We start from the raw sequence: 22,002 nt of genomic DNA, 5'->3' as shown, positions 1-22,002 counted from the left end.
CTTCTTCTTCAAGCCTGCGCGCCCGACTTCACCAGCTTGTAGAACACCGAATCCATCAGCGCCTGGAACGAGGCGTCGATGATATTGGGCGAGACGCCGACCGTGGTCCAGCTCTCGCCGGTCTCGTCCTCACTTTCGATCAGCACGCGCGTGACCGCCTCGGTGCCGCCATTGAGGATACGCACGCGGTAGTCGATCAGCTTCAGGCCGTCGATGTATTTCTGGTACTTGCCGAGATCCTTGCGCAGCGCCACGTCGAGCGCGTTCACCGGACCGTTGCCCTCGGCGGCCGAGATCAACCGTTCGCCGTCGACATCGACCTTCACCACCGCGAGCGCCACCGTGACGCGCTGGCCGTTGGCGTTGTAGCGTTGCTCGACATTGACGTCGAACTGCTCGACCTTGAAATATTCCGGCACCTTGCCGAGCGTGCGGCGCGCCAGCAGGTCGAACGAGGCGTTCGCCGATTCATAGGCAAATCCCGCGGCTTCGCGCTCTTTCAGCTCCTCGACCAGGCGCGTCAGCCGCGGATCACCCTTGTCGTAGACGATGCCGGCGCGGTCGAGCTCGGCCATCACATTGGAGCGGCCGGCCTGGTCCGAGACCAGCACCTTGCGGTGGTTGCCGACGGCATCCGGCAGCACGTGCTCATAGGTCTGCGGATCCTTCATGACAGCGGAGGCGTGGATGCCGGTCTTGGTGACGAAAGCGCTCTCGCCGACGTAGGCTGCATGGCGGTTCGGCGCGCGGTTCAGCATGTCGTCAAGCGTGCGCGACACCTTCATCAGCGTCGCCATCTTCTCCGTGGTGACGCCGATCTCGAACTTGTCGGCAAACTCCTGCTTCAGCTTCAGGGTCGGGATCAGCGAGCAGAGATTGGCGTTGCCGCAGCGCTCACCGAGGCCGTTGAGCGTGCCCTGAATCTGCCGTGCGCCGGCCCGCACCGCGGCGAGCGAATTCGCCACCGCCTGCTCGGTGTCGTTGTGGGCATGAATGCCGACATGGGCGCCGGGCACCTGCTTGACGACGTCAGCGACCATGGTCTCGATCTCATGCGGCATGGTGCCGCCATTGGTGTCGCACAGCACCACCCAGCGCGCACCAGCCTCATAGGCCGCCGTCGCGCAGGCGAGCGCATAGTCGCGGTTCTCCTTGTAGCCGTCGAAGAAATGCTCGCAGTCGACCATCACCTCGCGGCCGAGCGCCTTGGCGGCCGCGACGCTGTCGCGGATCGAGGCGAGGTTCTCCTCGTTGGTGGTCTCAAGTGCGACCCGGACCTGATAGGCGGAGGATTTGGCGACGAAGCAGATCGCATCGGCCTTGGCCTCGAGGATGCCGGCGAGCCCGGGATCGTTCGACGCCGAGCGACCCGGCCGCCGCGTCATGCCGAACGCGGTGAAGCGCGCGTGATCGAAGGCAGGCTTCCTGCTGAAGAACTCGGTGTCGGTCGGATTGGCGCCGGGATAGCCGCCTTCGACATAGTCGATGCCGAGCGCGTCGAGCATCCCCGCGATCACCTGCTTGTCCTGCAGCGTGAAGTCGACGCCGTTCGTCTGCGCACCGTCGCGCAGCGTGGTATCGAATAGATAGAGGCGCTCGCGGCTCATGCGTGGCCTCCGGGCATAGCAACACCGTCGAGGGTCTTCTGCATCGTGGTGTTGGCGAGCCATTCGTCGTTGATGGTGACCGTATTGCGCTGCTGCGCGACGTAGCCGCGCTTGCGGAAGAATTCGAGCGCGGTGTCGCTGGCATCGACCTTCAGGGCCTTGGTGCCGCGGGCGCTCGCGATCTTCTCCAGTGCATCGCACAGCGCGCTGCCTGCACCCTGCCCGACCGCGCTCGGATGCACATAGAGCATGTCGATATGGTCCGCCCCCTTCAGCGAGGCGAAACCGACCGGCGCGCCCTGCAATGTCGCGACCAGGGTCAGCTGCCCGGCGAGCTTCTTGCCGAAGGCCTCCTCATCGTCGGCGGCCATCGCCCAGGCTTCCTGCTGCGCCTCGCTGTAATCGTCACCGGTCAGGTCCATGATCGACGCCGCGAAGATCGCCGCCAGCAGCGGCGCATCGTCGGGCAGATACGGGCGCAACGCGGGTGCGGATCGGCTCATCGCGCAACCTCCCAGGTCGTGATCGGCTTTCCTTCGGCATCCTTGCCATCCTTGATCGCAACGCCCATCGCCGCGAGCTGATCGCGGATCCGATCGGACTCCTTGAAATCCTTGCGCGCACGCGCCGCGGTGCGCTCGGCGATCAGCGCCTCGACCGCGGCAGCATTGACGCCGCTGGCCTGCTCCTTGCGGCCCTTCCACGACGCCGCGCTCTCGGAGAGGAAGCCAAGCAGCCGCAGCGAGCCGGCAAATTCCTTGCGGCTCGCTTCATTGCTCGCGGCAGCATTGCGCAAGCTGTGCAGCACGGCCATGGCCTGCGCCGTGTTGAGATCGTCGTAGAGCGCCTCGACCAGCGCCGGCGACGGCGCGCCGGACTCGGCGTCGGCCGCGACCGCATACCAGTCGTCGAGCGTCCTTGCGGCTTCTTCCGCGCTCTTCAGCGTCCAGTCCAGCGGCGAGCGGTAATGCGTTCTCAGCATGCTGAGCCGCAGCACCTCGCCCGGCCAATCGGCCAGCAGATCGCGGATCGTGAAGAAGTTGCCGAGCGACTTCGACATCTTCTCGCTTTCGATCTGCAGGAAGCCGTTGTGCATCCAGACATTGGCCATGCGGTCGGTGTGGAACGCGCAGCAAGTCTGCGCGAGCTCGTTCTCATGGTGCGGGAACACCAGGTCGATGCCGCCGCCATGGATGTCGAACTTTTCGCCGAGATGCTTCCAGGCCATCGCCGAGCACTCGATGTGCCAGCCGGGCCGGCCCTCGACCTTGATGCCTGCCGGTGACGGCCAGGACGGCTCGCCCGGCTTCGACGGCTTCCACAGCACGAAGTCGGTGTTGTCGCGCTTGTAGGGCGCGACATCGACGCGCGCGCCCGCGATCATCTCGTCGAGCGAGCGCTTCGACAGCGCGCCGTAGCGCGGCAGTGTGGAGTTAGCCGCGTTCATCGCCTGCGGCGAGAACAGCACGTGATCCTCGGCGACATAGGCAAAGCCGCCGGCGACCAGCTTCTCGATGATCGCGCGCATCTCCGGGATGTGCTCGGTGGCGCGCGGCTGCACGGTCGGCGGCAAGCAGCCGAGCGCCGTGACGTCGTCCTGGTACTGCTGATAGGTCTGCTCGGTGACCTTGCGGATCGCCTCGTTCAGCGGCACGCCGGGATAGTCCCGCGCAGCGCGAACGTTGATCTTGTCGTCGACGTCCGTGATGTTGCGGACATAGGTGACATGATCGGCGCCATAGCGATGGCGCAGCGCGCGGAACAGCACGTCGAAGACAATAGCGGCCCGGCCGTTGCCGATATGGGCGAAGTCGTAGACCGTCGGTCCGCAGGCGTACATGCGGACGTTATCGGCATCGAGCGGCACGAAGGGCCGCTTCTCCCGGGTCAGCGTATCGTAGAGGCGCAAATCCATGGGTACCCATCCCTTGCGGCCGGGCGTCCAGTGATCTCAGGGTGATTGAGAAAAGACGGCCTCAGCCAGCGAATCGCTAGCTCATAATCTCGCGGCAAATGCTGCAGATGGCGAGGTGGCCGTTCATGGTTCCATCGTGTCTCACGGCCCCCTTATCGCGTCAAGGGGCTGTTTTCGGGCGTTATGCAGCTCGCGTCGAACCGAAATCACGCCAACGCCCTCATGGTTAATCATTATTAAGGAATTGGGCGTACGGGAGGGGCCTGCGGATTCCCGCCATTTTCACTGGTGCACCATGCGGCCCATTTCAGCATTGATTGCCTCTACGTTCGTCCTTGTCTCCTCGGCCGCCTTGGCCGACAGCCGCGTTTTCATCGTCGCCAACCAGGCCGACGGCTACGGCATCGACCAGTGCCTCGCCCACGGCGACCGCTGCGGTGCATCCGCCGCCCGCGCCTATTGCCGGTCACGCGATTTTGCGCAGGCCACCAGTTACCGCCGCGTCGATCCCGACGAGATCACCGGCGCGGTTCCGCACGCCGCAAACGAGACCTGCACCGGCAATAGCTGCGGCGAATACGTCGCCATCACCTGCCAGCGCTGAGCCAAGCCGCTGGACAAACGGGGGTTATTGCCACACCGGCGCCCCGGAAACGACGTGACGCTGCCCCGAGAAACGGCTATTGCAGCGGCCTTGCCTGCGCGCTTTGGCGTTGATCGCCGCGCGGCGTCGTTTTAATGGCCGGATATGCCCCATAGCTCCCGTTCTCGCTTCTCCCGCTGGTTCTTGGCTTGCGCCGTGTTGGCCGGCATCGCCCTGCCCGCCACGGATGCCCTGGCGCAGGTGCCTCCGGGCCCGCCCGGCCCGGCCCCCCAGGGCGCGCAGGCCAATCCGATGTGCGCCCGGCTCGAAGGCCAGCTGGCGGCGATCGATCGCGGCGGCGGCGATCCGGCCAAGGACGAGCAGATCCGCCGCTATCAGGATGCGGCAACCCGGCAGCAGGGCGAGCTGGATCGCGTGACGGCGCAGGCCCGGCGGATGGGCTGCGACAGCTCCGGATTCTTGTCGCTCTTCAATAACAACTCGGCGCAGTGCGGACCGGTCAACAACCAGATCCAGCAGATGCGCGCCAATCTCGACCAGATGACCGGAAATCTCGAGCGGCTGCGCACCGGCGGGCTTGGCGGCGCCGATCGCGAGAACCAGCGCCGCTCGGTGTTGACCGCACTGGCGCAGAACAATTGCGGCCCGCAATACGCGGCCGCCGCGCGCGGCCCCGGCAATTTCATCGAGAACCTGTTCGGCGGTGGCGGCGGCGGTGGCAATCCCAACAATCCGCTGCCCCCGCCCGACGCGCAATATGGCGGACAGTCCGGTACCTTCCGCACCGTCTGCGTCCGAACCTGCGACGGCGCCTATTTCCCGATCTCGTTCGCGACCTCGCAGGCGCGCTTTGCCGCCGACGAGCAGATCTGCAAGGCGCAGTGCCCGGCCGCGGAAGCCAGCCTGTTCGCCTACCGCAATCCCGGCGAAGACATCAACCAGGCGGTCTCGATCAACGGCCAGTCCTACTCGTCGCTGCCGAACGCCTTCAAGTACCGCACCGAGTTCAATCCGTCCTGCTCCTGCAAGGCGGCCGGCCAGAGTTGGGCGGAGGCGCTGAAGGCGGTCGACGACCAGGCGTCCGCCGCGCAGCAGGGCGACATCATCGTCACCGAGGAGAGCGCGCGGAAGATGCAGCAGCGCGCGCAGACCAAGGCCGCCGCCGGCAAGAAGGGCGCGCCCGCAGCCGCGGCGGCTCAACCGCAGCAGCCCGCCGCCGCCGCTGATGCAACGGCAGCACCTGCCGCGCCCGCAAGCGACGGCCAGATCCGCACGGTCGGCCCGACCTTCATCCCGAAGAAGCAGTAAGGCTCACCCCTCGAACGCTTCCGCCGACGCGCGCGAGCCGCGCGTCACCAGCGTCTCGTCCGGCGCCGGCAGCGCCTTGCCGAAATCGCGGAAGCGGTTGGTGATGGGATAGCGGCGGTCGCGGCCGAAATTCTTCCGCGTCACCTTCACTCCGGGCGCGGCCTGCCGCCGCTTGTATTCGGCGATGTTGAGCAGGCGATCGACACGCGTCACCACATCGCGGTCGAAACCGGCCTCGATGATGGTCGCCAGCGGCTCCTCGCGCTCCACCAGCCGCTCGAGGATCGCATCCAGCACCTCATAGGGCGGCAGCGAATCCTGGTCGGTCTGGTTCTCGCGCAATTCGGCCGTCGGCGGCCGGATGATGATGTTGACCGGGATCACCTCGCCCATTGGCCCGAGCGCGCCGTCCGGCTTCCATTCATTGCGCAGGCTCGAGAGGCGGAACACCTCGGTCTTGTAGATGTCCTTGATCGGATTGAAGCCGCCATTCATGTCGCCGTACAGCGTGGCGTAACCGACCGACATTTCCGACTTGTTGCCGGTCGTCACCACCATGGCGCCGGTCTTGTTGGAGATCGCCATCAACAGCGTGCCGCGGGCGCGCGCCTGCAAGTTTTCCTCGGTGATGTCGCGCTCCAGCCCTTTGAACACCGGCGCCAGGATCGTCTCGAAGCCGTTGACGGCGTCGGCAATCGGCAGGATCTCGTAGCGGATGCCGAGTGCGGCGGCGAGCTTGGCGGCATCGTCGAGCGAGACCTGCGCGGTGTAGCGGAACGGCAGCATGACGCCACGCACCTTGTCGGCGCCGAGCGCATCGACCGCGATCGCCGCACACAGCGCCGAGTCGATGCCGCCGGAGACGCCGAGCAGCACGCCGGGAAAACCGTTCTTGCGGACGTAGTCGCGCAAGCCCAGCACACAGGCCGCGTAGTCGGCCTTGTCGCCCTCGAGCTGCGGCGTGATCGGCCCGTTGCAGCGCCAGCCGTCCGCGGTCTTGCGCCAGGTCAGCGTCGTGATGTTCTCCTCGAACGCCGGAAGCTGCGCCGCCACGGTGAGGTCGGCATTGAGCGCAAACGAGGCGCCGTCGAAGATCAGCTCGTCCTGGCCGCCCATCTCATTGAGATAGATCAGCGGCAGCCCGCTCTCGGTGACGCGCGCCACCACGATCGACAGGCGGAGATCGGTCTTGTCGCGAGCATAGGGCGAGCCGTTCGGCACGATCAGGATTTCGGCGCCGGTCTCGGCCAGGCACTCGACGACGTTCTCGTAGTCTTCGGATTCCTCCAGCCAGATGTCCTCGCAGATCGGCACGCCGATGCGCACGCCGCGCACCGTCACCGGGCCCGATGCCGGGCCGCGCGCGAACAGCCGCTTCTCGTCGAACACGCCGTAATTCGGCAGGTTGGCCTTGAAGCGCAGCGCGGCGATACGTCCGCCGTCGAGCAGCGCGCAGGCGTTGTAGAGCTTGCCGTCCTCGACCCAGGGCGTGCCGATCAGCATCGCCGGGCCGCCATCCTTGGTCTCGCGCGCCAGTTCCTCGATCGCGGCGCGGCAGGCTGACTGGAACGCCGGCTTGAGCACCAGATCCTCCGGCGGATAGCCGGCGACGAACAGCTCCGACAGCACCATGAGGTCGGCGCCATCGGCCTTCGCTTTCTCGCGCGCGGCACGCGCTTTCGCGGCGTTGCCGGTGACGTCACCGACCGTCGGATTGAGTTGCGCCAGGGTGATCTTGATCTGTTGTTCGCTCATAGCTTTATGTTGTCCCGCACAACGGCAAACTGCAATGGTCGTCCGATCATGGTGCGATTGCAGAAATCGCACTGGGATCTGAGGCGCCGGTCAGGGTGCAAGTTCTGCCCTCACCTCGCCGAGCAGCGCCATGCCACCCAGCCGACCCAATTCGTCCGAACATTTCGCGCTCTTGCCATAGCAGCCGAATGCGACCGTGACCCGCTCGGAAAGCGGTCCGATGCTGGGCAAGCCGGTGTCGCCGAACGTAGTCATGCAGGGCACGACGCGGCGTTCCTCGAATTTGAGGTCGCGAATGCGGTCAAGGATCTGGCTTTGCAGCCGGTCAGCGACGTCAACCGATCCGCCCGACCGGAACCAGTCCTTGATTTCAGCCTCGCTCTCGAGCGCACGATCGACCGGATCGCCGCCGAGCTTCAGCCAGGTCTGGCCATCCGGATAGAGGATTGGCGGCAGGATGTAGGGATTGTCGCCCTTGGGCCCGAGACAGCGCATCGACGGCATGCCGGCCAGGCGTTGCACCTCCGCCGCACCGAGCCGAAACAGCGCCGCAGTCCGCGCATAGACGGTAAAGCCCAGCGATCGGCCGAGCAGCGATTGGGTGTGCCCACCGGCCGCAACCAGCACACGCTCGGCCTCCACACTGCCCGATCGCGTCCGGATCGTCACACCGGAGCCGCTTTCCGAAATCCCGAGCGCTGGTTCGTCGATGATCCGGGCGCCTGCGCGCTCCGCCGCGATGGTCTGCGCCCGGACCAGGCGGCGCGGTGAGATGTATCCGGCATTGCGCGGCTCGAAATAGCCCAGCATTCCTGCCGTCGATTTCAGGAACGGAAACCGCTCCGCGAGCGCCGCATCCTGATAGGCTTCACACGCGATCCTCTCCTCGGCGCAGACCTTGCCGACCGATGCGACATCGGTGGTCTCGCGATCGCCGATGTGAAGCGCACCGGCTTCGCGGTAGAACTCGACACCGCTTTCCGCTGCGATCTCGCCATAGCGCGCGATCGCCGCGCGGTTCATCTGCCGCCAGAACGGCTGCGGATCGTACACGCGCGTGATGCGGCCCTCATCGTAGTGGCTGCCGAAAACGCCGCTGTGCTGCGAGAAATCTGCCGGCTCATCGGGCCCGATCAGCGTGACCTCATGGCCCATCTTGCTCAGGTGTCGCGCGGCCGCCGACCCGATCAGACCACGTCCGATCACCGCAAGCTTGATCGCTTTGTTGGCGCTCACGACTCCTGCTCCTTGAGCATGATCTGATCGGAAAACCGGTTCCCACTTTTCCGGATCATGCTCAGAACGCACCCATCCGCTCAGCGAGGGCGAACAGCCAGAACAGCCCGGCCATCACAAGCGCGACGCCGACGGCAGCGGAGCCCATGTCCTTGACCCGTCCGATCTGCGGATCGTGATCCATGGTCAGGCGGTCGGCGAGCTTCTCGATCGCGGTGTTGAGCAGCTCGATCACGAGCACCAGCACCACGGTCGCGATCAGCTCGACCCGCCGCATCACGGTGGCGCCGACCAGCCAGGCCAGCGGCACCGACAGCACCAGTGCCACCACCTCCTCGCGAATCGCCTGCTCCGAGCGAATGGCGAAGGCCAGCCCGTTGCGCGAGTTGATGGTGGCTCGCCAGAACCTCAGCAAGTCACTGCCCTCAAGTCACGGCCCCCAAATCACAACCCAGCGGCCGCCGGTATCGGTTTGACCTTGCCGGCGCGCTCCTGCTTCAGCAGCTCGGCGATCAGGAAGGCCATGTCGATCGACTGTTCGGCGTTGAGGCGGGGATCGCAGACCGTGTGGTAGCGGTCGTTGAGATCCTCATCGGTGATGGCGCGGGCGCCGCCGATGCATTCGGTGACGTCCTGCCCGGTCATCTCCAGATGCACGCCGCCGGCATGAGTGCCCTCGGCGGCGTGGATCTGGAAGAACGCCTTCACCTCCGACAGCACGCGGTCGAACGGCCGCGTCTTGTAGCCGGAGGTCGAGGTGATGGTGTTGCCGTGCATCGGATCGCACGACCACACCACCTTGCGGCCTTCCCGCTGCACGGCGCGGATCAGGCCCGGCAGATGGTCGCCGACCTTGTCGGCGCCGAAGCGGTTGATCAGCGTCAGGCGTCCCGGCTCGTTGTCGGGGTTCAGCACGTCGATCAGCTTCAGCAACTCGTCCGGCTTCAGCGACGGACCGCATTTCAGGCCGATCGGGTTCTTGATACCGCGGAAATATTCGACATGGCCGTGATCGAGCTGCCGGGTGCGGTCGCCGATCCAGATCATGTGGCCGGAGGTCGCGTACCAGTCGCCGGTGGTGGAATCGACCCGCGTCATCGCCTGCTCGTAGCCGAGCAGCAGCGCCTCGTGGCTGGTGTAGAAATCGGTGGCGCGCAGCTCCGGATGGCTCTCGAGGTCGAGGCCGCAGGCGCGCATGAAATTCAGCGCGTCCGAGATGCGGTCGGCCAGCTCCTTGTAGCGGCGGGACTGCGGCGAATCCTTCAGGAAGCCGAGCATCCATTGATGCACGCTGCCGAGATTGGCGAAGCCGCCGGTCGCGAAGGCGCGCAGCAGGTTCAGCGTCGCCGCGGACTGGCGATAGGCCATCAGCTGGCGCTGCGGATCGGGAATCCGCGCTTCCGGCGTGAAGGCGATGTCGTTGACGATGTCGCCGCGATAGCTCGGCAGCTCGACATCGCCCTGCTTCTCGGTCGGCGACGAGCGCGGTTTTGCAAACTGGCCTGCGATGCGGCCGACCTTCACCACCGGCAGCGCGCCGGCATAGGTCATGACCACGGCCATCTGCAGCAGCACGCGGAAGAAGTCGCGGATGTTGTTGGCGCCGTGCTCGGCAAAGCTCTCGGCGCAGTCGCCGCCCTGCAGCAGAAAGGCCTCGCCGGCAGAGACCCGCCCCAGCGCCTTCTTCAGGTTGCGCGCCTCGCCCGCGAACACCAGCGGCGGAAAGGTCGCAAGCTGGGCCTCGACATCGGCCAATGCCTTGGCATCGGGATAATCGGGCACCTGCAGCACCTTCTTGGCGCGCCAGCTATCGGGTGTCCACCGCTCGGACATGAGGTCAACTCCTGAGCAAAAACCGCGACTTAATCGACGGGAAAGGTGGGCTTATACACAGCCGCCCGCCCCGCCGCTAGAAGGATTCCTGCAATCCCGTCAAACTCTTGCAGGAAAATACGAATTCGCATTTGCTGGACCATACCATGAATGCCAGGGAAATTGCCGCAGCCGCCACAGCGCTGGACGACGTTTTTAGCGACGACATCGTCGTGCCGGCCGCGGACGGCTATCCGCTCGCCGCGACGCTGTTCCTGCCGCGCGGCAGGAAGCGCCACGCCGTCCTGATCAACTCGGCGACCGCCGTGCCCCGCAAGGTCTATCGCGGCTTTGCCGGCTATCTGGCCCGCCGCGGCGCGGCGGTCTTGACCTACGACTACCGCGGCACCGGCGACTCGAGGCCAATGGCGGCAACCGGCCTCAACAAGCCGAAGTCGCTGGCCGGCTTCAAGGCCACGATGGCGGACTGGGCCGCGCTCGACACCACCGCCGCGGTGAGCTGGATGCGCGACCGCTACCGCGATCTGCCCTTCGCCTATGTCGGCCACTCCTTCGGCGGCCAGGCGCTAGGTGGTGTGGACTCTAAGGGTTCCCTTTTAGGAGCAAATCAGATTCAAGGCTGCTTTTGGGGAGGCCGCCTTGGGTGTGATGGACCGTTTGGTATTGAGCGACGCGGCGTGGGAGCGGATAGCGCCGCTGATCATAGGGCGCCCCGATCAGAAGGGCTCCACCGGGCGCGACAACCGGATGTTCGTGGAAGGTGTGCTGTGGATCGTGCGTACGGGGTCTCCCTGGCGCGATCTTCCGGAGGTGTTTGGGGACTGGAACAGCGTGTTCCGGCGCTTCAGTCGATGGAGCATCAAGGGTGTTTGGTGGCGGATCTTCGAGGCGATGTCCGATGATCCGGACTTCGAATATCTGATCGTCGATTCCACCATTGTTCGGGCGCATCAGCACGCCGCCGGCGCCAAAAAGGGGGGTCTGAAGATCAAGCGGAAGATCAAGCGATCGGCCGCTCGCGCGGCGGCCTGAGCACCAAGATACACATGGCCGTTCGAGGCTTGGGATGTCCGGTGCGGTTCAAGCTCACCGCAGGTCAGAAGGGCGATGCACCGCAAGCCGCCGCATTGATCGAAGGCTTATCCGCCGAGGTCGTCATGGCCGATACGGCCTATGACGCCGATCACTTGCGCCAAGCTATCGCCGCCAAAGGCGCGCTCGCAGTGATCCCCAACAACCCGTCACGCGCGCTCAAATATCCACTCGACAAGCATTTCTATGCCCAGCGTCATCTCGTCGAATGCTGCTTCTCAAAGCTCAAGCAGTTCCGCCGCGTTGCAACCCGCTTCGAAAAGACCGCCCGAAATTACCTGGCCGTCGTCACTCTCGCAGCCATCGTCTTATGGATGCGATAAGTGTCCACACCACCTAGGGCTCCTTGCCAACAACGCTGAAATTCCGCGCGCACTGCTGGTCGCCTCGCAGGCCGCCACCTGGAAGCTGATGGCCTCGCCCGAGCGCTACCGCGTCGTCGCCTTCATGAACGGCATCGGCCTGCCGCTGGCGCGCACGCTCGGCTATGTGCCCGGCTGGGCCGGCCTCGGCATGGACCTGCCGCGGGGCGTGTTCGAGCAATGGCGCGGCTGGGTGATGCGCGAGCGCTATCTGCTCGATGATCCGGCGCTCGCAGCGCGCGAAAATTTTCCGAAGTTCAAGGGCAAGCTCCGCGCGCTTGTCGTCACGGACGACACCTGGGCGACGCGGCCGGCGGTCGAGCTGCTGTGCTCCGCCTTCACGTCGATCACGCCGGAAATCATCTCGATCCGCCCCGCGGATGCCGGCGCGAAAGCGATCGGCCATTTCGGCTTCTTCCGCAGCGAACACCGCGACGCCCTGTGGCGCGGCGCCGCGGAGTGGCTCGAGGCGGAGGGATAGGCGCGATCGTCTCCATCCGTCGTCCTGGCGAAAGCCAGGACCCATAACCACCGCATTCGATTGTGAACGGGAACGCCGCCCCAGCGTCGCGCAATAATTGAGATTTGGGGTAATGGGTCCTGGCCTTCGCCAGGACGACGATGAGGATGGCTCCCGCGCGATACGACACACCGCTATTGCGGACCTCATCTCGGTGTCATCGCCCGGCTCGACCGGGCGATCCAGTATTCCAGAGGCAGTCATTGCTGAACCGAGAGGCCGCGGCGTACTGGATCGCCCGCATGCACGGGCGATGACAGATGTGCGTGGGGACACAGCTCCGCATTCTCGCGACACGATCCGTCCGAGCTCTGCTCTTCGTTTCGCGCTCTCTCGAAACAGAGGGCGCAGGGAAAGCCGGGTGCCGATCGCACCCATGGGTCCGGTGCAACAAAAGCACCGGAGGTCGGACCACAGGTGTCACCGGAAACATCCCGGCTTTCCCTGCGCGATGGGTTACGGCTTATACGTGCTCTCCCCGGCGAGACTGGGCTTGCTTGTCACCGCCCGTGCATGACGCAACGCGTCTTGCACGAGGACACCTGCCGCTAGGGCGTCAGGACCACACGATTTCGCCGTCCGCCTCGCATGCATGTCGTCTCTCGCATGCCCGGCGTCCACCGCATCTCACCGCAACACTCCTGACGATGCGCAGCGCCCCTCGATCGGGTGAGACGGGCCAATTGAACATCTGAGTTGGGTCAAACGCCAAGCGGAATATTTTCCGCACGAGGACTGGACAGAGGTGATCGCGTTGATTGGGTTAGGGAATTTCGTGCTTTGGCGCAGGACCCTGTCGCCCGCTTTAGGATACGCTTTAGGATATATGCAACGGCAATACAGAATCGCTGGGAATCCGTTTTGCATAGCTGCGGAACCACTCGGCGTTAAGTTATTCGGAGACGGATTGCCTCACGCCCCCAAGAGACCGTCGCCCAGGATACGCGTCACAAGAAAGCACCATGTTTGAACTTCCACCGTTTCGGAAATGTCCTCGCTGCAAAGGAGAGTCATTCGGCACCCTTTCTGTCGGTCGCAACTCCGTGACGAAACGTTGTAGTGAGTGCAGATACTCGCATAGCGAGGTGCTCCCCGCCGTTGAGAAGCGTGTCATTTATCTTGATCAGTTTGCGGTCAGCGAACTCTACAAGACCAAAGCCAAAAAGCGGAGGCCCGGTGCCCCTCATGAACAATTCTGGCAGGATTGCTACTCACTCGGAAATCTAGCCTACCTGAGGCAGCAGGTAATATTTCCGGCGTCGAACCTTCACTCAGATGAGACGATTGTCTGGCATTCCCCGGAAGACCTGCGACTCGCACACGAAATGTTCAGCGGGGAAACGTCTTTCGAGAGGACCGATGCCATTGCCGCGCGACAAGAGTGGGAGTTCGCGAGGGCGTTTCTGAAGGGCGACACGCGGCCGACGATGAGCACAGACGTCGACCAAGTCATATTGGGGACACGCAACGCGTGGCTGCCTGTCTATCACATCAGCGTAAACACCAATTATTCGATGTTCGCGCCGGGACTCCGACAAGACAAAGCGATCGCCGAGGCAAGCCTCAAGCAGCTAGCTGATGGCTGGGTGCGCGCCCGGCCGACGTTCGATGATCTGTTAAAGCACGAGCTATCGAGCTACGGCTCAGCAATGAGGCAAGCCTTAAGGGAGCAGATAGCGAAGACGCAGGCAGCATTTGCATCGAATGATCCGACAAGCGTTTTGGATATGCGCTTTGGATTGATCAGCCGATATAGGGAGTTGACTGAGCTGTTCGCACGCAATGGTGTACCTGCGAAAGACGCATTCAGCGAAGTACTTAGATTTTTGGATTGGCCCGGGAATCAGCACCAGCCAGCACACAGAATCTTCGCTTACCTGTTCGCCGCGCTCGGCTGGCGAATCTCCTCTGGGCAGCGTCCAGAAATGGACGCCAGCATCTTGAATGACTTCTCCGCAATATCGACTTATGCCCCCTACGTAGACGCAATGTTCGTAGATAAGCAGTGCGCTTCCCTGTTGAGACAGGGGCGTCTCCGAGACGAACTCAACTTCAAGGCTCGCATCTTCTCGCTGAGCAATCCGCAAGAGTTCTTAGATTATTTGAAGGACCTAGGAGATTCTGCAACCGGGGATGTCCGCGTGCTTGCGCATGAACTTTACGACGCAAACGCATAAAACGTAAGGAGCTTGCATCTACTAGGGCGCTCGGGACAAGTTGCTTCTAGACGACCGCCTCACACCACCTTCCGCGCCGCCGCCGTCGCCGCATCGCCCGTGTTCGGCGTGCCCGTCGGCTCGATCAGCAACAGATGCACCTCTTCCCGCGCGACGGGCCGATGCTCGACGCCCTTCGGCACGATGTACATCTGACCGGGATGCAGCGTCACTGTCCGATCGCGCAGCTCGATGTCGAGCACGCCTTTCAGCACCAGGAAGAAGTCGTCGGTGTCGTCGTGCTTGTGCCAGACGAACTCGCCCTGCACCTTCACCACCATGACGTCGCAGGCGTTGAATTGCGCGACGGTGCGCGGCGACCAGTGATCGGAGAATGTCGATAGTTTCTGCGAAAGGTCGATCGCGTCGCTCATGATGCCTCCGGGTCCGGGCCAGCTTGCCGGGCTCGTTAGCTCAGCCGCGCGACACACTCAATGCACGCCCCTCAACTTCTCCGGATACGTCGTCGGCCCGTTGTGTCCGTTCATTCCGCAGGGCGCTTCGCCGTTGGCGGCCTTGCGCGCCAGCAGTTCCCGTTCGGCCTTGTACCAGAGCTGATCCATCTGGCCCGGCGGTTCACCGGCGTCCTTCCACAATTCGTAGGCGCGGGTCCGAATCTCCTGCTCGGTTGGGCCTGTCATGGGCGGCTCCCTCAATTTGAGACATCAAACTGTTTGGAGTGGAACTGCCAGCATAGCGCAAGGTTCCAAGGCGCGCGAGATCGCTGCGCTGTCCATGGCGCGCCATCTGTGCACAAGCGTCGCTGCACAGGCCGTTTGCCGGAAGCTCGATCTGATTTGAGCGCGCGCGAAGAGCGGCCCAAGGGGAAAAGTCCCCAGTGGATATGCACGTCAACAAAGGTGCCCTAATTCCCCGGCACCAGCAGCGGCCGTCGGCAGTGCGCCGGTCTTGCGGAAGCAACCTACCCCTTCTGAGGTATGAAACCTTTGCGCGCTTCTACAGACTTAAGGTTATCAGGATTTTGCAATGACCTTCCTGGGGCTAGAGACAACGCCGCTCGCATGTATTTTAAGCGGGCGGCGTTGGACTTTTCAGGCAGGCTCGTTCCCCGGCTCCCGATCGCCAGATCCGCACCAGGCCACCGCGGCTGCTCAGCGCAAGCTTGCGGTGAAGAAATCGAGCGCAAGGCCGATCGTCTCGGCATGGACCGCCTCGCGGTCGACGCCATCGGGATCGCGGCAGACCGCCCCGATCACCAGACGCCCTACCGCGGTACAGGTGTCGAAGAAGACAAAGTGGCCCGCGTGCGGAAACAGCTTCAGCGTCGCATGGGGAATAGCCTTGCCGAGCGCCTCGGCGCCCGAGGCCGGCGGCGTGATCTCGTCGGCGCTTCCCGCGACGATCGCGACCGGGATCGATATGGCGCCAAGGCTCTCCGGCGTGAAGGCCGGCACCGGCACCGGCGCCATCGCGAACACGGCGCGAACGCGCTCATCGCGATAGGACTGGCCACCAAGGCTGTAGCGCTGCCGGAAATCGGGATCGGTGGTCAGGCGCATCGCGCTCTGCTGGCGCAACTCCGTCGCGCCAGACTGTGACGTGCACAACGCGTCAGCGGCGGGCGAGCGGCAGAAAGCCTCGGTCCGCTCCGGATCGGTGATGCCGCCGGCGATGGCGATGACGGTGTAGCCGCCGTACGAATGGCCGAGAGCGCCGATCCGCGCCGGGTCGATCCGGTCGCCGAAGGTCCGGTCGGTGCGCATGGCGTCAATCACCCGGCTGAGGTCGACGGCGCGCAGCCACTTCAGCGCATAACCGTCGACCGTCCTGTCCTCGGATCGATTGTTGCCGGGGTGGTTGACCGCAACGGCGATGAAGCCGTGCGCCGCAAGCCCCGCGCCGAGCCAGGCGAGATCGGTCGCGATGCCGCCGAAGCCATGCGACAGCAGAACGAGCGGACGTGGTGGCCCCTCTGCCGGCGCCGCGTCGGGCGCGGCGCGTCCAGTGCTGACCAGCGGGACGAGGCGTGGCCCGATCCATTGCGGCTGCTCGTGCGCATCAGCTGCAGCCGGATACCAAATCACGGCGCGGAGCACATGCGCGCTGGCGCCGCGCCAGTCGTAAGGCTCGGCCGGAATGAAATCGCGCGTGGTGACACCGACCTTGAATGCGGCGTCCTCGGCAAATGCGAGATCCGGCGCCGCGAGCATGATCGGCAAGAGCGCCAGAAACCACATCGGAAGCTCTCCCTCCGGGACGCAGGAACACCCCGGTGGCGCGCCCTACTCCGCGGCCTGACGCACGTGGCGCGCGGTTGGCGTCCGCATCGTCACCAGTTCCTCCGCCGCGGTCGGGTGCAGCGCGACGGTGGCGTCGAAATCGGCCTTGGTCGCCTTCATCTTCACGGCGATCGCGATCGCCTGGATCGTTTCCGCGGCGGCATCGCCGACGATGTGGCAGCCGAGCACGCGGTCGCTCGAACCGTCGACCACGAGCTTCATCAGCACGCGGGTGTCGCGGCCGGACATCGTCGCCTTGATCGGGCGGAAATCGGTCTTGTAGATGTCGACGTGGCTGTACTGCGCCCGCGCCTCTTCTTCGGTGAGGCCGACGGTGCCGACCTCCGGCTGCGAGAACACCGCGGTCGGGATCGTCGCGTGGTCGACCTGCACCGGGCGCTTGCCGAACACAGTGTCGGCGAAGGCATGGCCCTCGCGGATCGCGACCGGCGTCAGATTGGTGCGGTGGGTGACGTCGCCGACCGCGTAGATGTTGTCGACCGAGGTCTTCGACCAGCCGTCGACCTGGATGCCGCCATTGGCGGGATTGATGGCGACGCCGGCGGCCTCGAGCCCGAGACTCCTGACATTGGGATGCCGGCCGATCGCGAACATCACCTGGTCGGAGGCGATGCTCGAGCCGTTGGACAGATGGGTGGTGAAATCGCGGCCGTGCTTGTCGATCTTCGCCACCGTGCAGCCGGTGATGATGGTGATGCCGCGCTTCTCCATCTCGGTGCGGACATGCTTGCGCACGTCCTCGTCGAAGCCGCGCAGGATGTTGTCGCCGCGGTAGACTACTGACACGTCGGAGCCGTAGCCGGCAAAGATGCCGGCGAATTCCAGCGCGATGTAGCCGCCGCCCTGGATCACGATCCGCTTCGGCAGCTCCTTCAGGTGAAACGCCTCGTTGGAGGAGATAACGTGCTCGATGCCGGGAACCGCCGGCCCGTGATTGGGCGCGCCGCCGGTGGCGATCAGGATGTATTTCGCCGTCACCTTCTCGCCGGTGGCGAGCCTGATGGTGTGGGCATCCTCGAGCACCGCGCGGGTCTTGACGATCCTGGCGCCCGACTTCTCGACATTGGTGGTGTAGGCGCCCTCGAGCCGGGCAATCTCCTTGTCCTTGTTGGCGACGAGCGTCGCCCAGTCGAACGAGACCTGGCCGATGCTCCAGCCGAAGCCGGCCGCGTCCTCGATCTCCTGGTGGACATGGCTGCCGATCACGAACAGCTTCTTCGGCACGCAGCCGCGGATCACGCAGGTGCCGCCCATCCGGTACTCTTCGGCGACCATGACCTTCGCGCCATAGTTGGCGGCGATGCGGGCGGCACGAACGCCGCCCGAACCACCACCGATGACAAACAGGTCGACGTCAAACTCGGCCATGGCAACCCTCTTTCTTCCTTCTCCCTCGCCCCGCCCTTGCGGGGAGAGGGTTGGGGTGGGGGCCCGCCTCCACGAATCCGACTCGCGGAGAGTCCCCCTCACCCGGCACTACGTGTCGACCTCTCCCCGCAAGCGGGGCGAGGTGACAAGACTCTTAGATGTCCTTGCCGCGCTTCTTCATCTCGGCCTTGAACTGGCCGTTGACGATCACGCCAAACTGCTGCGCCCACTGCTGCATATATTGCAGCGATCCGTTGATTGCCGTGGGCTCCGCGGTCAAAAGCTTCTGACCGAGCGGGGTCTTGTAGAACGTCACGAGGTCCTTAAGCTCCTGCTCGGTGAACTCGGCGGCGTAGATCTGCGCCATGCCTTCGCCGATCTCCTTCTCGCCGCCCGCGAACTGCTTGGCGACGACCAGCGCCACCTCGTCGAGATCCTTCTGGTAGTTCAAGTACTGCTGCAGCAGACCGGTCTTGGTCTTCTCGATGATGCCCGGAACGGCGCCGGAATACATCACCGCCACGTTCTTCATCGTCAGGATTTCCTTGGCAGCCGCAATCGCCGCGGGGGTCGACTGCTTGACCTTGGGCATGGGGGGCAGCTGCTGCTGCGCCATGGCCGGTGCGGCCGCGAGCGCGAGGCCAGCCGCCAGGGCCACTGCCGACAAAAGTCCCGAAAAACGCTTCATTCCAAGTCTCCTTGCTTGCGGCGTTAGCGCCGTTCAACAACCCGAATTCCCTGTGCGCCGGCCAGAACGGCGACGCTGCCAAGCCCGATGAACAGGCCATGTTCAACCACGCCCGGGATCATGCTGAGCAAACCGGCGAGACGCGGCGGGTCGCCGATCCGGCCGAGATGGGCATCGACGATCCAGTGGCCGCCATCGGTGACAAAAACGTGACCGTCCTTGCCCTTACGGATGATCATTTGGCCGGACACGCCGGCCTCGGCGAACGCCCGCGCCATCGCGGCCTCTGTCGCGGCGAGCCCGAACGGGATCACCTCGACCGGCAGCGGAAAGCGGCCGAGCACCTCGACCCATTTGCTGTCGTCGGCGATCACGATCATGCGATCACTGGCGGCCGCCACGATCTTCTCGCGCAGCAGCGCGCCGCCGCCGCCCTTGATCAGATTGAGCGCGGGGTCGATCTCGTCGGCGCCGTCGATGGTGAGGTCGAGATGATCGACCTCGTCCAGCGTGGTCAGCGGGACGCCGCAGCGGATCGCGTCCGCCCGGGTCGCCTCCGAGGTCGGCACGCCGATCACCTTCATGCCTGATCGGACCTTCTCGCCGAGCAGCTCGACGAAATGCTTGGCGGTCGACCCGGTACCGAGCCCGAGCTTCATGCCGTCGCGCACCTCTTCGAGCGCGCGCGCCGCCGCCTGGCGTTTCAGTGCGTCCATGTCCACGGCCGATAGCCCCTCGGTTGTCCGTTACGGGCGCGCCATCGGGCGGCCCGGCGGGCGCATATCTAGCCTCGATTCACGGGCAGGAATAGCGCCATCCGGGCCCGTCTTTAGGCCGAAACGGCATCCATCGCGGCCAAAATCGCCGCAAAACGGTCCTCGACCTCGGCCCGCATCCCGGGATGGGTGAAAACATAGAGCTGGTCGTCGTGAATCGCGGCCAGCACGCGGGCGGCAACCGACGCCGGATCGAGACCGGCTTCCAGGCGGCGCGCGATCTCGGCGACGACAGCGGCCATCGGGCTTCCAGGATCGAGTTGGCGGGGCGGCCCGTACTGCGCCGGGCGATTGCGCTCGCTCTCGCCGATCCGGGTCCGCACATAGCTCGGACAGAGCACGCTGACGCCGATCCCCAGCGGCTTCAGTTGCGCCGAAAGCCCTTCGGACAGGCTGACGACGGCGAATTTGGTCGCCGAGTAAGGGCTGACGCCGAGCCCGGCATTCATGCCGGCCATCGAGGCGGTGTTGACGATATGGCCGCCCTCGCCGTGCGCGCGGATGTGCGGCAGGAAGCTCCTGATGCCGTGCACGACGCCCATCAAGTTGCCGTCGATCACCCAGCGCCAGTCGTCGACCGAGATCTGGTCGATGCCGCCGCCACCCGCGACGCCGGCATTGTTGCAGACGACATGGACGTTGCCGAAGGCGCGGAACGATGCCTCTGCCGCACGGTCGACGCTTGCGGGATCGGCGACGTCGCAGACCACGCCATGGACGTCCGCGCCGCCGGCCCGCAGCGCATCGACGGCCTTGTCCAGCGCGCCGGTTTCGATGTCGGCGAGCATCACCTTCATGCCCTCGCGGACGAACGCGGTTGCCATGGCGAGGCCGATTCCGCTGGCTCCTCCGGTGACAAAAGCGGCCTTTCCCGCGAGTTCCCGCATCCCGGCCCCCCAATTTCATGACGCGCCGACATCTACTCTTGCATCGCGGCGCGCGGCCCGATAGCCAAAAGCGTGATGTCCGCCTCCTCTCCCCCCATCATCGTGTTCGATCTCGACGGCACGCTGGTCGACACCGCGCCTGACCTGATCAGCGCGCTGAATTATGTGCTCGACCGCGAGGGTCTGCGGCCGGTGCCGCTGTCGGCCGCCCGCAACATGATCGGCGCCGGCGCGCGCAAGCTGCTCGAGCGCGGGCTCGAGGTGGACGGACGCGTGGTCAGCCTCGCGGACCTCGATCGCCTGACCAAGGATTTCATCGACTATTACGCCGAGCACATCGCCGACGGCTCGCGCCCGTTCGACGGGCTCGAAGCCGCGCTCGACCGGCTCGGGGCCAAGGGCCATCGGTTCGCGGTCTGCACCAACAAGCTGGAATGGCTATCGAAGCTGCTGCTCGACCGGCTCGGCCTGACGCCGCGCTTTGCCGCGATCTGCGGCCAGGACACATTCGGCGTCGCCAAGCCCGATCCGGCGTTCCTGCGCGAGACCGTCGCGCGCGCCGGCGGAAAGCTGCCCGGCGCCATCATGGTCGGCGATGCCGGTCCCGATGTCGGGGTCGCCCGGCGCGCCAGCGTTCCGGTGATCGGCGTCGATTTCGGCTACACCGACGTCCCGATGACCGAGCTGAAGCCGGACCGGCTGATCAGCCATATGCGCGATCTGCCGGACGCCGTCGCCAGCCTCGGCGGCGCATAAGATTTCCGCAACGCATTGATATTGCTTGGCAATATTTTTCCGTGCGAATTTTTCGTTAACCATCCTTTAACGAGCAGACCTCCCCCTGTTGCACCTCTGTTCCGACGCTCCTATGGTCGGCCCGGGGATTGTGGCTGATTGCCGCAGTAAGAGTGTGGATCATGCGTCGTATCATCGTGATTGCGGCCGCCGGGCTGAGCCTGGCCGGCTGCTCTTCGTTCTCATTGGATTCGTTCAAGTCGGCACCGCCGCCGATGCAGGTGCAGCTGGATTCGGCACCGCAAGGCGCCGACGCCGTGACCTCGATCGGACCGGGTTGCAAGACGCCCTGCTCGGTGTCGATCCCGGCGCCGGAGGCCAACTTCACCGTCACCTTCAACATGCCGAAGTTCCAGCCGGCGACGGTACCGGTGACGGTCACCCGCTCGCCGGGGGACTTCACCAGCCCGGCCACCACGACGCTCGATCCGAGCCCGGTGTTCGCCGAGCTGCAGCCCGCCGGCCCGCCGCCGCGCGGGCATAAGGCGATGCGGCCGAAAAAGAAGAAGCCGAAGCCGGCTGCCGCTGCGGCTCCTGCCGCTCCGGACGCGGCGTTCCCTGCTCCGAGCGCGGCACCGCCGCCGGCCGCCGCGCCCACACGCTGATGCGCAACGCTGCGCGCGTTTGATCGAGATTGCACTGCACAAGAGCCCGGCCCAAAGCCGGGTTTTTGTATTTCGTGGAGACACATCGGCGATTGCGATCATGCATCGCGCGATCTGTCTCACCTATCGCGCGCGATCAGCGTTGCATGTTGCGGATCATCCTTACGGACGCAT

The 22,002-nt window shown here is 64.9% G+C and carries 19 protein-coding genes and 3 pseudogenes; 8 read left to right on the top strand and 14 right to left on the bottom strand.

Features of this window, described 5'->3' with window-relative positions; translation table 11 throughout:
• Positions 1-8: 8 nt before the first annotated feature.
• The 3 genes from cimA to cysS are packed head-to-tail and all read right to left on the bottom strand — an operon-like array spanning position 9 to position 3,522.
• Positions 9-1,607, bottom strand: a complete 1,599-nt coding sequence (cimA, locus tag AAFG13_RS00985; RefSeq protein WP_342710863.1) for a citramalate synthase — start codon at positions 1,605-1,607, stop codon at positions 9-11.
• Positions 1,604-2,110: a GNAT family N-acetyltransferase gene (locus AAFG13_RS00980; RefSeq protein ID WP_342710862.1), complete on the bottom strand. Its 507-nt coding sequence runs from the start codon at positions 2,108-2,110 to the stop codon at positions 1,604-1,606. The genes cimA and AAFG13_RS00980 overlap by 4 nt, the downstream gene beginning before the upstream one ends.
• A complete protein-coding gene (cysS, locus tag AAFG13_RS00975; RefSeq protein ID WP_342710861.1) occupies positions 2,107-3,522 on the bottom strand; it encodes a cysteine--tRNA ligase in 1,416 nt (471 codons plus the stop codon). Before cysS ends, AAFG13_RS00980 begins: the two co-directional genes overlap by 4 nt.
• A gap of 295 nt (positions 3,523-3,817) precedes the next feature.
• Between cysS and AAFG13_RS00970 the strand changes: the two genes are divergently transcribed.
• Together AAFG13_RS00970 and AAFG13_RS00965 are read left to right on the top strand one after the other, a co-directional pair.
• Positions 3,818-4,126 carry a hypothetical protein gene (locus tag AAFG13_RS00970; protein ID WP_212315177.1) on the top strand — a complete coding sequence of 103 codons (309 nt, stop codon included), beginning with the start codon at positions 3,818-3,820 and terminating at the stop codon, positions 4,124-4,126.
• Positions 4,127-4,321: 195 nt separating this feature from the next.
• Complete coding sequence (locus tag AAFG13_RS00965) at positions 4,322-5,434, top strand: DUF2865 domain-containing protein (RefSeq protein WP_342710860.1); 1,113 nt, start codon at positions 4,322-4,324, stop codon at positions 5,432-5,434.
• Positions 5,435-5,437: 3 nt separating this feature from the next.
• Here the strand turns inward: AAFG13_RS00965 and AAFG13_RS00960 are convergent, their stop codons facing one another.
• The 4 genes from AAFG13_RS00960 to AAFG13_RS00945 form a co-directional block, all read right to left on the bottom strand.
• On the bottom strand, positions 5,438-7,189 hold the full coding sequence (locus AAFG13_RS00960) for an NAD+ synthase (protein WP_212315179.1): 1,752 nt from the start codon (positions 7,187-7,189) through the stop codon (positions 5,438-5,440).
• A 90-nt stretch (positions 7,190-7,279) separates the two neighbouring features.
• Positions 7,280-8,425, bottom strand: a complete 1,146-nt coding sequence (locus AAFG13_RS00955) for an FAD-dependent oxidoreductase (protein ID WP_342710859.1) — start codon at positions 8,423-8,425, stop codon at positions 7,280-7,282.
• 61 nt (positions 8,426-8,486) lie between these two features.
• Complete coding sequence (locus tag AAFG13_RS00950; protein WP_342710858.1) at positions 8,487-8,840, bottom strand: diacylglycerol kinase; 354 nt, start codon at positions 8,838-8,840, stop codon at positions 8,487-8,489.
• A gap of 29 nt (positions 8,841-8,869) precedes the next feature.
• Positions 8,870-10,258, bottom strand: coding sequence for a 3-deoxy-7-phosphoheptulonate synthase class II (locus AAFG13_RS00945; protein WP_342710857.1), 1,389 nt, complete (start codon positions 10,256-10,258; stop codon positions 8,870-8,872).
• 146 nt (positions 10,259-10,404) lie between these two features.
• Here AAFG13_RS00945 and AAFG13_RS00940 point away from each other — a divergent pair.
• The 4 genes and pseudogenes from AAFG13_RS00940 to AAFG13_RS00925 form a co-directional block, all read left to right on the top strand.
• Positions 10,405-10,830: pseudogene (locus tag AAFG13_RS00940) on the top strand (alpha/beta fold hydrolase); the annotation flags it as partial.
• A 67-nt stretch (positions 10,831-10,897) separates the two neighbouring features.
• Positions 10,898-11,673: pseudogene (locus AAFG13_RS00935) on the top strand (IS5 family transposase).
• Between the two features lie 13 nt (positions 11,674-11,686).
• A pseudogene (locus AAFG13_RS00930) lies at positions 11,687-12,193 on the top strand (alpha/beta hydrolase); the annotation flags it as partial.
• A gap of 1,124 nt (positions 12,194-13,317) precedes the next feature.
• Positions 13,318-14,409: a hypothetical protein gene (locus AAFG13_RS00925; protein WP_342710856.1), complete on the top strand. Its 1,092-nt coding sequence runs from the start codon at positions 13,318-13,320 to the stop codon at positions 14,407-14,409.
• A 59-nt stretch (positions 14,410-14,468) separates the two neighbouring features.
• Here the strand turns inward: AAFG13_RS00925 and AAFG13_RS00920 are convergent, their stop codons facing one another.
• From AAFG13_RS00920 to AAFG13_RS00890, 7 genes are all read right to left on the bottom strand, one after another.
• Positions 14,469-14,822: a cupin domain-containing protein gene (locus AAFG13_RS00920; RefSeq protein ID WP_342710855.1), complete on the bottom strand. Its 354-nt coding sequence runs from the start codon at positions 14,820-14,822 to the stop codon at positions 14,469-14,471.
• Positions 14,823-14,879: 57 nt separating this feature from the next.
• A complete protein-coding gene (locus AAFG13_RS00915; RefSeq protein WP_342710854.1) occupies positions 14,880-15,089 on the bottom strand; it encodes a DUF2934 domain-containing protein in 210 nt (69 codons plus the stop codon).
• Between the two features lie 471 nt (positions 15,090-15,560).
• Entirely contained in the window at positions 15,561-16,646 is a 1,086-nt protein-coding gene (locus AAFG13_RS00910; RefSeq protein WP_342710853.1) for an alpha/beta fold hydrolase, read from the bottom strand.
• 45 nt (positions 16,647-16,691) lie between these two features.
• A complete protein-coding gene (gor, locus tag AAFG13_RS00905) occupies positions 16,692-18,077 on the bottom strand; it encodes a glutathione-disulfide reductase (RefSeq protein ID WP_342710852.1) in 1,386 nt (461 codons plus the stop codon).
• Between the two features lie 154 nt (positions 18,078-18,231).
• The gene (locus tag AAFG13_RS00900; protein ID WP_212315199.1) at positions 18,232-18,765 is read right to left on the bottom strand and encodes a DUF2059 domain-containing protein; all 534 of its coding nucleotides are present in this window, start codon (positions 18,763-18,765) and stop codon (positions 18,232-18,234) included.
• 23 nt (positions 18,766-18,788) lie between these two features.
• A complete protein-coding gene (gene rpiA / locus AAFG13_RS00895; RefSeq protein ID WP_212315201.1) occupies positions 18,789-19,487 on the bottom strand; it encodes a ribose-5-phosphate isomerase RpiA in 699 nt (232 codons plus the stop codon).
• A gap of 107 nt (positions 19,488-19,594) precedes the next feature.
• Positions 19,595-20,428, bottom strand: coding sequence for an SDR family NAD(P)-dependent oxidoreductase (locus AAFG13_RS00890; protein WP_342710851.1), 834 nt, complete (start codon positions 20,426-20,428; stop codon positions 19,595-19,597).
• Between the two features lie 75 nt (positions 20,429-20,503).
• On the opposite strand from AAFG13_RS00890, the gene AAFG13_RS00885 reads away from it, so the two are divergent.
• Together AAFG13_RS00885 and AAFG13_RS00880 are read left to right on the top strand one after the other, a co-directional pair.
• Entirely contained in the window at positions 20,504-21,184 is a 681-nt protein-coding gene (locus tag AAFG13_RS00885; protein WP_342710850.1) for an HAD hydrolase-like protein, read from the top strand.
• A 161-nt stretch (positions 21,185-21,345) separates the two neighbouring features.
• Positions 21,346-21,828, top strand: a complete 483-nt coding sequence (locus AAFG13_RS00880) for a hypothetical protein (RefSeq protein ID WP_212315209.1) — start codon at positions 21,346-21,348, stop codon at positions 21,826-21,828.
• Positions 21,829-22,002: the final 174 nt, after the last annotated feature.

Source organism: Bradyrhizobium sp. B124, assembly GCF_038967635.1.
GTDB lineage: Bacteria > Pseudomonadota > Alphaproteobacteria > Rhizobiales > Xanthobacteraceae > Bradyrhizobium.
Note: the sequence above shows the minus strand (reverse complement) of the source record. Positions and strands in the feature narration are given on the sequence as shown.